The following is a 12,898-nucleotide window of genomic DNA, read 5'->3' on the forward strand; positions in this document are numbered from 1 at the left end:
ACGCGGAAGGCCCTTCATGGACATCAACGATCTCCGCAGCATTGTCACGGTGGTCAGCCTGCTGACCTTCGTGGGCATCGTGGTCTGGGCCTGGTCCAAACGCAACCAGGCTGGTTTTGACGAGGCAGCCCAGCTGCCCTTCACTGACGACTAAACCGCGGCACCAACAAGAGAAACATCATGAGCGACTTTACAAGTGATTTCTGGCACCTCTACGTGGGTGGACTGACGCTGATCAGCATCATCGCCTGCCTGGTCCTGCTCTGGATCAGCGGCACTACCAAGGCGACCACCCATGCCGACAACACCACCGGGCACGTCTGGGACGGCGACTTGGCGGAGATGAACAACCCGCTACCCAGGTGGTGGGTGTATCTGTTCGTCATCACGGTCATCTTCGCACTGGCCTATGGTGCGTTGTATCCCATGTTTGGCAAATTTCAGGGTGCACTGGGCTGGAGTTCGCAGGGTCAACACACAGCTGAAGTTGCCAAGGTGGAGGCGGCAATCGCCCCCATCTACGCCAAATTCAGCGGCATGACTCCCGAGCAGATTGCTGGTGACTCCGAAGCCATGGCAATCGGTGAGCGCCTGTTCATGAACTACTGTGCCCAGTGCCATGGTTCGGATGCGCGCGGTGCCAAAGGCTTTCCCAACCTGACCGATAACGACTGGCTGGGTGGTGGTGATCATGCGACCATCAAGACGGTCATCACGCAGGGCCGTGTCGGTGTCATGCCCCCAATGGCTGCTGCCGTGGGCAGTGCTGAAGACGTGCGCAACGTGGCGAACTATGTGCTGAGCCTGTCTGGCAGTCCTCACGACTCCGTGCGGGCCACCCAGGGAAAAGAGAAGTTCGCTGCTTGTGCGGCATGCCATGGCATGGACGGCAAGGGCATGGCTGCGGTGGGTGCAGCCAACTTAACCGACGGAATCTGGCTTCACGGCTGGGGCGAAGAAGCCATCGTGCGTGCTGTGAACAACGGGTTCAACAACCAGATGCCTGGGCAGTCGGCCTTGTTGAACGAAGCACAGATCAATGTGCTGGCCTCCTATGTCTGGGGCATGTCCAACAAAGCGGCCAATTGAGCGTTTAAAGAGAGTCGCAGCGGTCGAGTCGACCGCTGCGACTCTTTTCCATTTTCCAACCTCGGGTTCTTCGTGAGTTCCGCCAAGCCAGCCACCAGCGCCAATCCGACCACCATCATTCCCATCGTCCCGGAACCGCCGCCCAAAGGGGTTCCTGCAGACGATGAGGTCATGGTTTCGCTCTACGCCTCGCGCAAGAAGATATACCCACGATCTGTCTCGGGTCTGTTTTCTCAGTGGCGCTGGATCACAGTCTGGATCACCCAGATCGTTTTCTACGGGTTGCCTTGGCTAGAGTGGAATGCCCGACAGGCGGTGCTCTTCGATCTTGAGGCGCGCCGTTTTTACATTTTTGGCTTGGTACTGTATCCGCAGGACTTCATTTACCTGACGGGTCTATTGGTCATTGCAGCCCTGGCATTGTTCCTGTTTACGGCTGTTGCCGGTCGTTTGTGGTGTGGTTACGCCTGTCCACAGACGGTCTACACCGAAATTTTCCTCTGGATCGAAAAAAAGGTCGAGGGTGACCGCTCGGCGCGCATGCGTCTGGACGATTCGGCGTTTTCAGCTGGCAAGTTCGGGAAGAAGTGGTCGAAGCACGCACTCTGGATTCTGTTCTCGCTGTGGACCGGTTTTACCTTTGTCGGCTACTTCACACCGATTCGGGAGTTGGCCGCGGTCTCGCTGGCCGCTTCGCTGGGGCCGTGGCAGACTTTCTGGATATTTTTCTACGGTTTTGCCACCTACGGCAACGCTGGCTTCATGCGCGAACAGGTTTGCAAATACATGTGTCCTTACGCGCGCTTCCAGAGCGCGATGTTTGACAAGGACACGATGATCGTGACCTACGACGAAAAACGCGGTGAACCGCGTGGCCCGCGCTCGAAGAAGGCCGACCCCAAAGCACTGGAACTGGGTGCCTGCGTAGACTGCACGCTGTGTGTTCAGGTTTGTCCGACGGGCATCGATATCCGCAACGGTCTTCAGTACGAGTGCATCGGTTGTGGTGCCTGTATCGACGTCTGCGACGAGGTGATGGACAAGGTGGGCTATCCGCGTGGACTGGTCAAATACTCGACCCAGAACGGTATTGCACAAGGATGGAACTCCCAGCAGATGATCCGTCGGGCCATGCGTCCGCGGGTTCTGGTGTACACAGGCATCCTGTTGGCCATCAGCCTCGCGGTTATGGTCAGTCTGTTTCTGCGCAAGCCACTCAAGGTTGATGTCATCCGGGACCGCGGTGCGTTGGCACGCATGGTGGAACAGGGACGCATCGAAAACGTCTTCCGGTTGCAGGTGATGAACGCGACCGAGCGCTCACAACGCTATGTGATCGGTGTTTCCGGGTTGCCGGGCATTGCCATTGCGTCGGAAACAGAGATTGAAGTATTGCCGACGGAAGTACGCTCTGCGGTCATGCGGGTCCAGGTTCCCCCGGGAACCGCTGCCACTGGTTCCCATTCCATCTATTTCGAAATCCAGGCTGTCGGAGATTCGGGCACACGTGTCACCGAAAAAGCGGCCTTCCTGGTACCGCGCTGAGCACCACTTTCAGTCAACCCGTTTCAAGATTCTCTATGAACACCACAATACTCAAAACACCGGTCAATGAACAGCTCCCGATTCCTTGGTGGCGCGTTCCCCACATGTGGCTGGTGGTGGGGGGGCCATTGGTGGTTGTTGTGGCCGCCATCATCACGGCCGTCATTGCAGTGAAGGGCGCAGACCCGGTGCTCAACAAGGCCGACTTTGAGCGCGACCTGAAGGCGGCCCAGATGCTGGACGGACAAGCTCGTGCCGAAGCGCTGATTCAACTTCAACCGGCTCACCAGGCTCGGAACCACGCAGCCTCCCCTGTGGTGCCACCGACGAAGTAATAGCGCGTGCTGCGACTATCCCAAGCCATGGCCTGAACGACTATGCACCGGTTATGCCCGGAATCGATCACAACAACACCCGAGGAGAAACAGGAATGACGGCTCAACGATGGATGTGGATTGCGTGGCCCGCATTTTTGGTGGCGGCGGTTCTGGAGATGATCGTGTTTGCCATGATCGATCCGAGTGATCTTCACTGGTTTGGGGCTCCTCTGGAGTTGTCTCGTCCAGCGGTCTACACGCTGGCATTTTTCACCTTCTGGATCGTGGCCATGGTGTCGAGTGCACTCACCTCTTTGCTGTCCATGTCACCTTTTGAAGTGAACCGGTGTCCTGTCCCGCCGGATCAGCGGCCGCGGGATTGTGCCAAGAATGAATCTTGTTCCTGAACGCTCCTGCAGATCTCCAAAATAAAAAACCCCAGCGGAGTGTTTCCAGCTGAGGCTTCCTGTTGGGACAGATGTTGGGTTCAGTGACCGGTCGGGGGGGGCACGATCAGCTTGAGCCCTTCGGTGTTTTTGATGTGGACGTAACGCTGTTTGACCTCGATGATGCCTTCGTCCACGAACTTGGAAAAAGTGCGGCTCACCGTCTCCAGCTTCATGCCCAGGTAGCTACCAATTTCTTCGCGTGTCATGCGGAGAATCAGCTCGGACTGGGAGAAGCCGCGGGCGTGCAGGCGCTGAACCAAGTTCAGCAGGAACGCCGCGAGGCGTTCTTCTGCGCGCATGCTGCCAAGCAGCAGCATGACACTGTGGTCGCGCACAATTTCGCGGCTCATGATCTTGTGCACATGGTGTTGAAGGGTGGTGAACTCTCGGGAGAGTTCCTCGACTTGATCAAACGGCATCACACAGACTTCAGCATCTTCCAGTGCGATGGCATCGCAGGAATGGCGGTCGCTCACGATGCCATCCAGGCCGATGATCTCTCCGGTCATCTGGAAGCCGGTCACTTGATCCCTGCCATCGGCCGTGGTGACACAGGTTTTGAAGAAGCCGGAACGCACCGCGTAAAGCGAGGTGAACCGGTCACCCGTACTGAAAAGTGCCGACCCGCGTTTGATGCGTCGCCGCGCCGAAATGACATTGTCGAGCTTGTCCATTTCGTCTGGGTTGAGACCCATGGGTAGACACAATTCTCGCAGGTTGCAGCTCGAACAGGCGACTTTGATGCTTTGTGCGTCCATAAATTATCCGGAAATCGGTGGTGAGCTTAACGCATAGCTGGGACTTGTGTCGAGGAAATGACCGCGCGCCAGGCCCTTCGTGGGAGCGATGGCTTGCGAACACACCGGGGCTTGATCAAGATCAAGGGAGGATCTGCGAGCCTGGTGCACATTCGGGGCTCAGCATTGGAGAACAGTTTGTGAGTCACGCCATTTCCGATGAATTGCTCAAGCGATTCGATGTTCCCGGTCCGCGGTACACGTCGTACCCGACAGCTGACCGCTTTGTGGAAGCGTTCACCGAGGGCGACTATATACAAGCGCTGGAGCAGCGCAGAGCCGGCTCGTTGGCCCTTCCGCTCAGCATCTACGTACACATTCCGTTCTGCGAGTCGGTCTGCTATTACTGCGCCTGCAACAAGGTCATCACCAAACACCACGAACGGGCGGCCGAATACCTGCGCTACCTGTCACGTGAGGTGGAGTTGCAGGTCCAGCATTTTGGGAAGGGGCACAGCGTGTCCCAGTTGCACCTGGGTGGCGGCACGCCTACCTTTCTGTCCGATGCAGAGCTTGAGGATCTCATGACGATGATCCGGCGCAACTTCAAGTTGGTGCCGGGTGGCGAGTACTCGATCGAGGTGGATCCCCGGACCGTGACCGACCAGCGGCTTCAGACCTTGGCGAGACTGGGCTTCAACCGTCTCAGTTTTGGTGTCCAGGATTTCGACCCTGCCGTTCAGAAAGCGGTGCACCGCGTGCAACCCGCTGAACAGGTGTTCGCGCTGGTGGACACTGCGCGCAAGATCGGATTCGAGTCGGTCAACGTTGATCTGATCTACGGTCTGCCGCTGCAGACGCCCGAGTCGTTTGCACGCACGCTCGCGCAAGTGAACCAGTTGCGGCCGGACCGCATTGCGCTATACGCCTATGCGCATCTCCCGTCCCGCTTCAAGCCACAACGTCGCATCATTTCCGCCGAGTTGCCCAGTCCTGGCGACAAGCTGTCCATGTTGTCAGCATCGCTGGATGCCATGAGCGATGCCGGGTATGTTTACGTGGGCATGGACCATTTCGCCCTGCCGACGGATGCACTCGCGGTTGCCAAGCGCCAGGGCCGCCTGCATCGCAACTTTCAGGGCTACAGCACGCAGCCCGATTGTGATCTGATCGCTCTGGGGGTTTCCGCTATTGGTCGCATCGGTGCCACCTACAGCCAGAACGCCAAGACGCTGGAGGAGTACTACGATGCCCTCGATCAGGGCAGGCTGCCCATCGTGCGTGGTCTTGTGCTCACGCGCGATGATCTGCTGCGCCGTGCCGTCATCATGTCCATCATGTGTCAGGGTCAGCTGCAGTACGAATCGATCGAACTGGGGCATCTGATCGAATTCAAGAGCTACTTCGCGCGTGAACTCGAGGTGTTGGCCGGACTGGCCGAACACGGCTTGGTCACCCTGGATGACAGCGGTGTTCAGGTCACGCCGACAGGCTGGTATCTGGTCCGGGCCATTGCCATGGTGTTCGACAAGAACCTGCAGGTTGATCTGGACCGGGCCCGGTTTTCAAAGATCATCTGAACGGTCAATTCGGAGACCTGGGGCGAGGCTCGGCCCGCGAGAAATGCGCACGAGCTGGCGCGTGCGCTGGAAAAAGCATCCAATCCTTGTGGGTGCGGGTTTGACTTTGCCTTCGAAGGCCAAGACGCACACACTGCTACAGTTCTTTCATGCAAACTTCCATGGCGATCACGGCCCTGTTCATGGGCATCGTGGGGGGCCCCCACTGCGTTGCCATGTGCGGTGCAGCCTGCGCCGGGATCAGCCGCGCGGCGGGAGCTCGCAGTACGCAGGCTTTGTGGTCGTTCCAGTTCAGTCGCATGCTGGGTTATTCACTGTTCGGCGCTTTTGCAGCGGGATCGGTCCAGGGGCTTGCGGTGCTGGGGACCAACACCATCGCGATCCGGCCGCTCTGGACCATGTTCCACGCGGCGGCATTTCTCCTTGGGCTGGCACTGATCTGGCAAGCACGCCAACCCGCCTGGATTGACAGCCTGGGCCAATCGCTGTGGCGCAAGGCACGCCCGGTGCTTACCCGCTTGGGCCCCCGTGCGCCCATTGTGTTGGGTATCGGCTGGGCGTTCATGCCGTGCGGTCTGCTGTATTCCGCCTTGCTCGTGGCATCGCTCTCGGCGAACGTGTTCGAGGGAGCTGCCATCATGGCACTGTTCTCATTGGGTACTTCCATTTCCCTCACGGCGGCACCCTGGTTGTTGCTGCGCCTGCGAGGCGGTCAATCGGGAGCTTGGGCCATCCGCTTGGCCGGCTTGGCGCTTGCGCTGACTTCTGGCTGGGCACTCTGGATGGGGCTGACCAACCCCACTGGCTTGTTCTGCCTGTGACCGGTAGCTGAAGCGGGTCAGCGCCTGGTCGACTGGCGAGCGGGCAGGGTTGCCAGGATCAAGCCCAGTAGCGCGATACCGAACGCCAGCATCTGCAACGGCGTCAACCGTTCTCCCATGAACAGCACCCCGATGGCCGCGGCACTAACCGGTAGCATCACCGTGAACACGCCCGCACGTGAGGCAGGTACGGTCCGAAGCCCGGTCATCCACAGCCAGACGGTCCACATGCTGGCGGCGAGCCCATAGAACACCAGCAGGCCCCAGATTCCGCCGCTGACTGCCATGAAATCGAAATGCCACGCTGCCCACAAGCCAAACGGCGTGACCAGCGCAAAACCCCAGAGGTTGATGATGGCAGAGATGCGTTTGGGCCCGAGGCCTTCAGTCAGCTTCTTGCCGATCACCACATAGGATGCTTCACACACCACGGCAGCGAACACGAGCAGGTTGCCCCAGACCGAATATCCCAGTCCCAAGAATGTCAATTCTTGCGATCCGGCCAGGCCGACATCGGGTTTTTGCAGAGAGAACAAGCCGATACCGAGCGCGGCGCAAGCAATGGCGGCAGTTGTCCGGCGACCGATGCGTTCTTTCAGAAAGATGCGGCTCAGAATCGCCACCACCGCCGGAATGGCCGCCATCACCACACCAGCGGCCACGGCCGTGGTCAAGCTGACACCAAACAGCATGCAGATCGAAAACAGGAAGTTGCCGAGGAAGGATTCCAAGAACAGAAGGCGGCGTGTTCGGGGCGAAAACGGAGGTTCCTCCGTTGGCTTGCGCAGCCAGCGCCACATGGCGATTCCTCCGATGCCGAAGCGCAGCCAGGCCAGCAGAAAAACCGGAAAGACCAGCACAAGAGGTTTGGACAGTGCCACGTAGCTGCCGACCAGCGACATACTCAGGGCCAGGCAAGCGTAGGCCCACCAACGCGGTATCGCAGGGGTTGTTGTGATGGAAGCGTGCATGGCCGCAGATCATGCCCGAAGCCCCGTCACTTCAGCCTCGCAGCCGGTATGTGCAGACACAGCTCGCCTGGAATACGTGCGTCTCCTGGAGGTGGGTCGCATGCGCGGGGCACCCACAGGGATGGTGTTTTACCTATTCCGGGATGAGAGAACGTCTTTTCTTAATGTGAAAACAGGATGTGTTGCGCTGCAAAAAAATTTCTCAATACAAGAAATAAAATATCGTATTGAGAAATGATGTGTAAACATTGTTGATTTTAAATGAGAAAAATTTTATCTTATATAAGACATAAGAGCTTTAAAAACTCTTCTATAAGACTTAAAGTTCATACATCGGCATCTGGCTTGCATGGTGAGAGCGCCGACCCCTTTTCATCAACCTCACGGAGAGTCTTCAAATGCCCCAATCCCTTAACGAGCAACTGAGCCGCCAACAGCAGATCGAAGCCTTGGAAAAAGACTGGGCCACCAACCCGCGATGGAAAGGTGTCAAGCGCGGTTACTCTGCTGCTGACGTCGTGCGTCTGCGCGGGAGCATGCAGATCGAACACACACTGGCCAAGCGCGGTGCCGAAAAGCTTTGGGACAAGGTCAACGGCGGCGCGAAGAAAGGCTACGTGAACGCCTTCGGCGCCATCTCTGCTGGCCAAGCCATGCAGCAAGCCAAGGCCGGCCTGGAAGCCGTGTATCTGTCGGGCTGGCAGGTGGCTGCCGATGGCAACACATCCGAGACCATGTACCCCGACCAGTCGCTCTACGCCTACGACTCGGTGCCCACCATGGTTCGCCGCATCAACAACACCTTCAAGCGCGCCGACGAAATCCAGTGGGGCCGTGGCATCGAGCCGGGCAGCCCTGAGTTCATCGACTACTTCCTGCCCATCGTGGCCGATGCAGAAGCCGGCTTTGGCGGCGTTCTCAACGCCTTCGAGCTGATGAAGAACATGATCGCCGCCGGTGCAGCCGGCGTGCACTTCGAAGACCAGCTGGCGGCCGTGAAGAAGTGCGGCCACATGGGTGGCAAGGTGCTGGTGCCCACGCAAGAGGCTTGCGAGAAGCTGATTTCCGCGCGCTTCGCCGCCGACGTGATGGGTGTGTCCACCATTGTGCTGGCCCGTACCGACGCCGAAGCCGCCAACCTGATCACCAGCGACCACGACGCCAACGACAAGCCTTTCCTCACCGGCGAGCGTACCCAGGAAGGCTTCTACCGCGTCAAGAACGGCCTGGAGCAGGCCATCAGCCGCGGCATTGCCTACGCCCCCTACGCCGACCTGGTGTGGTGCGAGACTGGCGTGCCCGACATCGGTTTCGCCCGCGAATTCGCCCAGGCCGTGCAGGCCGCATGTCCCGGCAAGCTGCTGTCGTACAACTGCTCGCCTTCCTTCAACTGGAAGAAAAACCTCAACGACAAGCAGATCGCCTCGTTCCAGGAAGATCTGGCCGCGCTGGGCTACAAGTACCAGTTCATCACGCTGGCCGGCATCCACATCAACTGGTTCAACACCTTCCAGTTCGCCCATGCCTACGCCCGCGGCGAAGGCATGAAGCACTACACCGAAATGGTGCAAGAACCTGAGTTCGCCGCCCGTGAAAAAGGCTACACCTTTGTGTCGCACCAGCAGGAAGTCGGCGCTGGATACTTCGACGACGTGACCACCGTGATCCAGGGTGGTTCTTCCAGCGTGAAAGCTTTGACCGGCTCGACCGAAGAAGAGCAGTTCCACTGATCTGATGCTCAACGGGGCCTGCAGAGGCTGAAGAGACAGGAGCCCGGGCCAGCCCCGGGCTTTTTTGTGGGAAAATTCAAATATTCATCAAGCAGCAAGAGCGAGAAAGGCAATCTGGTTATGACACCGCGAACTCGTGTGATGTTCTCCCTGGTCTCCTGAGGCCTGCAGTTCGCGCCTGCCCGATTTCTTTTTTCGATCACATCCAGCGCGGCCCATGCCGCGCTTTTTTTGTTTCTGGACTCCCCATGCTTCACATCACACTTCCCGACGGTTCCCAACGCGAATTTCCCGGCCCGGTCACGGTGGCCGAAGTCGCTGCTTCGATTGGTACCGGGCTGGCCAAGGCCGCACTCGCCGGCAAGATCGGGGACAGGGTGGTGGATACCAGCTTTCAAATTACGGCCGACTGCCCGCTGTCCATCATCACCGCCAAGGATGCCGATGGTCTGGAAGTCATCCGCCACTCCACCGCCCATTTATTGGCCTACGCGGTGAAAGAGCTTTTCCCGGATGCCCAGGTGACCATCGGTCCTGTGATCGAGCACGGCTTCTTTTACGACTTCTCGTACAAGCGCCCGTTCACGCCCGAAGACCTGGTGGCCATCGAGAAGAAGATGACCGAGTTGGCCAACAAGGACGAACCGGTGGTGCGCCGCGTGTTGCCGCGCGATGAGGCCGTGGCGTATTTCAAGAACCTGGGTGAGCATTACAAGGCCGAGATCATTGCGAGCATTCCCAGCAACGAAGACGTGTCCCTGTACCGCGAAGGCAACTTCGAAGACCTGTGCCGTGGCCCGCACGTGCCGAGCACCGGCAAGCTCAAGCACTTCAAGCTGATGAAGGTGGCAGGTGCCTACTGGCGTGGCGATCACCGCAACGAAATGCTGCAGCGCATCTACGGCACGGCTTGGGCCACCAAGGACGAACTGCAGCAGCACCTGACCATGCTGGAGGAGGCTGAAAAGCGCGACCATCGCAAGTTGGGCCGTGAGCTGGATCTGTTCCACATCGACGAACACTCGCCGGGCACCGTGTTCTGGCACCCCCAAGGCTGGACGGTGTGGCAAGGGGTCGAGCAGTACATGCGGCAGGTCTACCGTGACAACGGCTATCAGGAAGTCAAGGGCCCTCAGATCCTGGACAAAGGCCTCTGGGAGAAGACGGGGCACTGGGACAAGTACCGCGACAACATGTTCACCACCGAGTCGGAGAAGCGTGAATACGCGCTCAAACCGATGAATTGCCCTGGTCACATCCTGATTTTCAAGCAGGGGATCAAGAGCTATCGCGACCTGCCGCTGCGTTATGGCGAGTTTGGCCAGTGCCACCGCAACGAGCCCACCGGCGGCCTGCATGGCATCATGCGCGTGCGTGCGTTCACGCAGGATGATGGGCACATCTTCTGTACCGAAGACATGATTCTGGATGAGTGCGTAGCCTACACCGCGCTGTTGCAGAAGGTGTACGCCGACTTCGGTTTCAAGAACATCATCTACAAGATCGCCACCCGTCCGGATGCCCGCATTGGCAGCGATGAAAGCTGGGACAAAGCCGAGCACGCTTTGATGGAAAGCTTGCGCGTGGCTGGGTGCGAGTTTGAAATTTCCCCGGGCGAAGGTGCGTTCTATGGCCCCAAGATTGAATACACGCTGAAGGATGCCATTGGACGCCAGTGGCAGTGCGGCACGATCCAGGTGGATTTCTCCATGCCCGAGCGGCTGGATGCAGAGTACGTGGGCGAGGATGGCGCACGCCATCGTCCGGTCATGTTGCACCGCGCCATCGTTGGCAGTCTGGAGCGTTTCATCGGAATTTTGATCGAGGAACACGCCGGTGCGCTGCCTGTTTGGCTCGCGCCGGTGCAGGTGTCGGTGCTCAATATCACCGATTCGCAAGCCGACTACTGTCGTGAAATCGCGAAAGCACTGCAGAATCAAGGGCTTAGAGTTGAGACTGATCTGCGCAACGAGAAAATAACGTATAAAATACGCGAGCACGCATTGCAAAAGCGGCCTTATATCATTGTCGTGGGCGACAAAGAGAGGGTTGCTGGCGCCGTGGCTGTTCGGGCGCGAGGTAATAAAGACCTCGGGGTCATGCCGCTGGAAGACTTTTCCAGACTGATTGCGGCAGACGTTTCATCGAAGGTTTGAAGTCAAACATCCGGTTGATACCCCTCCCATGCTGCGGTGCACGTGGCGCGCGCATTGAGGGTGACGAAGATTGCCCGCCTGTCTGAACAGCCCACATCAAGGAATACACCATAGCTACCAATTTTCGCGACCGCCGCCAACGTGAAGAGCGTGCACACAGACTGAACCGTGAAATCATGGCTCCTGAGGTTCGCCTCAACGGACCCGAGAACGAACCGCTGGGTATCGTCAGTCTGATGGAGGCACTGCGCATGGCAGGTGAGCTGGATGTGGATCTGGTCGAAATTGCGGCCACCGCAGTGCCGCCTGTCTGTCGCCTGATGGACTACGGCAAGTTCAAGTATCAGGAGCAGAAGAAGGCAGCGGAAGCGAAGGCCAAGCAGACGGTCATTGAAATCAAGGAAATCAAGTTCCGCCCGGGCACCGACGACGGTGACTACAACATCAAGATGCGCAACATCCGACGCTTTCTGGATGATGGCGACAAATGCAAGATCACGCTGCGCTTTCGCGGCCGCGAGATCACGCACCAGGACTTGGGACTGGCGCTGCTGAACCGTATTCGCGACGAGCTGGCCGATTCGATCATCGTGGAGCAGTTTCCCAAGCTGGAAGGCCGCCAGATGATCATGATGATTGCACCCGGTCGTAAGAAGGCCGCAGCCAAGTCACCTGAGGCGCCAGCGCAAAGCGCTGAACAATCGGCAACCTGAAGGGACCGGTGATAAACAGTATTGGACGGGCAGGGTAGTCTCCTGCCGGTCCGAGGCACTGGCTGAAAAGCCGGATGCTGAAAGAGAGGTTGTAAAGCCTTTCATAAAAGTGGCTCGGGGCCAACAAGTCCGCGGAAGGTTCGCGGCGCCTCACGAGCACAAATCAAAAGGAGCATGAAGATGCCCAAAATGAAGACCAAGAGCAGCGCGAAGAAGCGATTCCGCGTTCGTCCCGGTGGCACCGTCAAGCGCGGTCAAGCCTTCAAACGTCACATCTTGACCAAGAAGTCCACCAAGACCAAGCGCCACCTGCGTGGAGCAGTGACTGTCCATGAGACCAATATGGGTCACATGGCGCAGATGCTGCCCGGCATGGGTATTTGATCAACGACGAACAAGGAGTCACTCATGCCTCGCGTCAAACGTGGTGTAACGGCACGCGCCCGCCACAAAAAAGTTCTCGCCCTTGCCAAGGGTTTTCGCGGTCGCCGCGGTAACGTCTTCCGCATCGCCAAACAGGCGGTGATGAAGGCTGGGCAATACGCCTACCGTGACCGCCGTAATAAGAAGCGTGTCTTCCGTCAGCTCTGGATCGCGCGTATCAACGCCGGTGCCCGTGCTTGCGGCCTGACGTACAGCCAGTTCGCCAACGGTCTGAAGAAGGCCCAGATCGAGATCGACCGCAAGGTCCTGGCCGATCTGGCCGTGAACGACGTGGCTGCTTTCAACAGCATCGTGGAGCAAGTCAAAGCCAAGCTGGCCGCTTGATTCACGGCGGAAGACGTCGTTG

At 58.4% G+C, this 12,898-nt stretch carries 14 protein-coding genes; 12 read left to right on the plus strand and 2 right to left on the minus strand.

Annotation, left to right across the window (positions count from 1 at the left end; genetic code table 11):
• Window positions 1-16: 16 nt before the first annotated feature.
• From AC0GNO_RS00180 to AC0GNO_RS00200, 5 genes are all read left to right on the plus strand, one after another.
• Complete coding sequence (locus AC0GNO_RS00180) at window positions 17-154, plus strand: cbb3-type cytochrome oxidase subunit 3 (RefSeq protein ID WP_305362860.1); 138 nt, start codon at window positions 17-19, stop codon at window positions 152-154.
• A gap of 26 nt (window positions 155-180) precedes the next feature.
• The gene (gene ccoP / locus AC0GNO_RS00185; RefSeq protein WP_472902485.1) at window positions 181-1,089 is read left to right on the plus strand and encodes a cytochrome-c oxidase, cbb3-type subunit III; all 909 of its coding nucleotides are present in this window, start codon (window positions 181-183) and stop codon (window positions 1,087-1,089) included.
• 72 nt (window positions 1,090-1,161) lie between these two features.
• On the plus strand, window positions 1,162-2,634 hold the full coding sequence (gene ccoG, locus AC0GNO_RS00190; protein WP_472902486.1) for a cytochrome c oxidase accessory protein CcoG: 1,473 nt from the start codon (window positions 1,162-1,164) through the stop codon (window positions 2,632-2,634).
• Window positions 2,635-2,669: 35 nt separating this feature from the next.
• A complete protein-coding gene (locus AC0GNO_RS00195) occupies window positions 2,670-2,969 on the plus strand; it encodes a nitrogen fixation protein FixH (protein ID WP_472902487.1) in 300 nt (99 codons plus the stop codon).
• Window positions 2,970-3,064: 95 nt separating this feature from the next.
• On the plus strand, window positions 3,065-3,358 hold the full coding sequence (locus tag AC0GNO_RS00200) for a hypothetical protein (protein ID WP_472889472.1): 294 nt from the start codon (window positions 3,065-3,067) through the stop codon (window positions 3,356-3,358).
• Between the two features lie 80 nt (window positions 3,359-3,438).
• On the opposite strand, the gene fnr is transcribed toward AC0GNO_RS00200, so the two are convergent.
• Window positions 3,439-4,158, minus strand: a complete 720-nt coding sequence (fnr, locus tag AC0GNO_RS00205; RefSeq protein WP_472902488.1) for a fumarate/nitrate reduction transcriptional regulator Fnr — start codon at window positions 4,156-4,158, stop codon at window positions 3,439-3,441.
• A 179-nt stretch (window positions 4,159-4,337) separates the two neighbouring features.
• Between fnr and hemN the strand changes: the two genes are divergently transcribed.
• On the plus strand, window positions 4,338-5,717 hold the full coding sequence (gene hemN, locus AC0GNO_RS00210) for an oxygen-independent coproporphyrinogen III oxidase (RefSeq protein ID WP_472889474.1): 1,380 nt from the start codon (window positions 4,338-4,340) through the stop codon (window positions 5,715-5,717).
• 161 nt (window positions 5,718-5,878) lie between these two features.
• Window positions 5,879-6,538 carry a sulfite exporter TauE/SafE family protein gene (locus tag AC0GNO_RS00215; RefSeq protein WP_472902489.1) on the plus strand — a complete coding sequence of 220 codons (660 nt, stop codon included), beginning with the start codon at window positions 5,879-5,881 and terminating at the stop codon, window positions 6,536-6,538.
• 17 nt (window positions 6,539-6,555) lie between these two features.
• On the opposite strand, the gene AC0GNO_RS00220 is transcribed toward AC0GNO_RS00215, so the two are convergent.
• Window positions 6,556-7,509, minus strand: a complete 954-nt coding sequence (locus tag AC0GNO_RS00220; protein ID WP_472902490.1) for a DMT family transporter — start codon at window positions 7,507-7,509, stop codon at window positions 6,556-6,558.
• A gap of 398 nt (window positions 7,510-7,907) precedes the next feature.
• Here AC0GNO_RS00220 and aceA point away from each other — a divergent pair, with 398 nt between their 5' ends.
• The 5 genes from aceA (at window position 7,908) to rplT (ending at window position 12,876) form a co-directional block, all read left to right on the plus strand.
• The gene (gene aceA / locus AC0GNO_RS00225) at window positions 7,908-9,239 is read left to right on the plus strand and encodes an isocitrate lyase (RefSeq protein WP_472889477.1); all 1,332 of its coding nucleotides are present in this window, start codon (window positions 7,908-7,910) and stop codon (window positions 9,237-9,239) included.
• 248 nt (window positions 9,240-9,487) lie between these two features.
• Entirely contained in the window at window positions 9,488-11,395 is a 1,908-nt protein-coding gene (gene thrS / locus AC0GNO_RS00230) for a threonine--tRNA ligase (RefSeq protein ID WP_472902491.1), read from the plus strand.
• 110 nt (window positions 11,396-11,505) lie between these two features.
• Window positions 11,506-12,108 carry a translation initiation factor IF-3 gene (infC, locus tag AC0GNO_RS00235; RefSeq protein ID WP_472889483.1) on the plus strand — a complete coding sequence of 201 codons (603 nt, stop codon included), beginning with the start codon at window positions 11,506-11,508 and terminating at the stop codon, window positions 12,106-12,108.
• Between the two features lie 180 nt (window positions 12,109-12,288).
• Window positions 12,289-12,492 carry a 50S ribosomal protein L35 gene (gene rpmI / locus AC0GNO_RS00240; protein ID WP_069048846.1) on the plus strand — a complete coding sequence of 68 codons (204 nt, stop codon included), beginning with the start codon at window positions 12,289-12,291 and terminating at the stop codon, window positions 12,490-12,492.
• Between the two features lie 24 nt (window positions 12,493-12,516).
• Window positions 12,517-12,876 (plus strand): 50S ribosomal protein L20, encoded by a 360-nt coding sequence (rplT, locus tag AC0GNO_RS00245; protein WP_305362850.1) that lies wholly within the window; start codon window positions 12,517-12,519, stop codon window positions 12,874-12,876.
• Window positions 12,877-12,898 lie beyond the last annotated feature (22 nt).

The organism is Hydrogenophaga sp. L310, from assembly GCF_055703065.1.